At 64.2% G+C, this 1396-nt stretch carries 1 protein-coding gene; it reads right to left on the minus strand.

From position 1 onward, the window contains the following. Positions 1–33: 33 nt before the first annotated feature. Positions 34–1299 carry an IS256 family transposase gene (locus CVM52_RS25760; protein ID WP_027264277.1) on the minus strand — a complete coding sequence of 422 codons (1266 nt, stop codon included), beginning with the start codon at positions 1297–1299 and terminating at the stop codon, positions 34–36. Positions 1300–1396: the final 97 nt, after the last annotated feature.

Genomic DNA, 1396 nt, shown 5'->3' on the forward strand with positions numbered 1-1396 from the left:
GAGCTATGCTGAAATCTGGGTGATGCGGCTTGATCACGCGGCGCGGTTTTCGGTGTCGTTCTCGGCGACACCGTCGGTGAATGTGACGCCTTCGATGACCAAAGGCAACTGGTTCGCGCCCTTCAGGCGGCGCCATGTTTTGGCGGCGGTCTGAACGAGCTTGAACACCATCAGCTTCGCTGTCGTTTGCGACAGCGCCCCCTTGGTTCGGACGGTCCTGTGCCGGACGGTGGCGAAGACGCTTTCGATTGGGTTGCCCGTGCGCAGGTGATCCCAATGGTCGGCCGGGAAGTCATAGAACGCCAGCAGCGCGTCGCGGTCTTTTGTCAGGCAGTTTACCGCCTTCTCGTATTTGATCCCATATTTCTCGGCGAAGATGTCCATGGCGGCCTTGGCCTTAGCGCGGGTCTCGGCCTGCCATATCTCGCGCAGGTCGGCCTTCACCGTCGGCTGCATCGATTTCGGGAACTTGTTCAGCACGTTGGCGATCTTGTGGACCCAACAGCGCTGATGACGCGTGCCGGGGAAGACCTCGTCGAGCGCCTTCCAGAACCCCATGGCCCCGTCTCCCACGGCGATCTCCGGCGGGACGGCAAGGCCGCGGGCCTTGATGTCGACCGGCAACTCGCGCCAACTCTGCGCGCTTTCCCGAACGCCGATCTGGAAGCCGACCAGTTCCTTCTTCCCTTCGGGCGTGGCGCCCAGAATGACCAGCATGCACTCGGCCTGCGGCTCCATCCGGGCCTGGAGGTAGACGCCGTCCGCCCAGATGTAGACATACCGCCGCGCCGAAAGATCACGGCGCTGCCAGCGGTCATGTTCCTGCTGCCATTCCCCGGTCAGGCGCGAGATTACGCCCGGCGACAGGTTTGGCGCCTCCGCCCCCAAGATCGCAGAGAGCGCCTCCCGGAAGTCGCCGGTGGAAATGCCGCGCAGGTAGAGGACTGGCAGCAGGGCATCGAGGCTGCGCGACCGCCGCGCCCATTTCGGCAGGATGGCGGAGCTGAACCGCACCTTCTCGTCAGCAGGTCCGGCCGCGCGGTCTCGCACCTTCGGGCGGCGCACATCAAGCGCGCCGATCCCGGTCTGGATGCTTCGCTCCGGCCCATACCCATGCCGGACGATACGCTGCCGGCCATCCGGCAGGACCTCTTCGGCATGCTGAGCGACGAAGGCGTCAGCCTCTGCCCGAAGTGCAGCGGCCAGCATCCGGCGCGCCCCATCCCGGGCAATCTCGGTCAGCGGATCGTCAACAGATTCCGGCTGACGCAGGGCGATGATGTCGGTATTCTTCGTCATAGGCGTATCGTTCCTTCTGGAAGTTCTGGCAGGCTTCGACACCCGCCACGATACGCCGCCTTCTCAAACACCGTCACCCATTTCCCAGCATAGCTCG

The organism is Pseudooceanicola lipolyticus, from assembly GCF_002786325.1.
Taxonomy (GTDB): domain Bacteria; phylum Pseudomonadota; class Alphaproteobacteria; order Rhodobacterales; family Rhodobacteraceae; genus Pseudooceanicola_C; species Pseudooceanicola_C lipolyticus.

Coding starts and splice junctions, on each gene's coding strand:
- CVM52_RS25760 (WP_027264277.1), bottom strand. CDS start 1,299: ATGACGAAGAATACCGACATCATCGCCCTGCGTCAGCCGGAATCTGTT.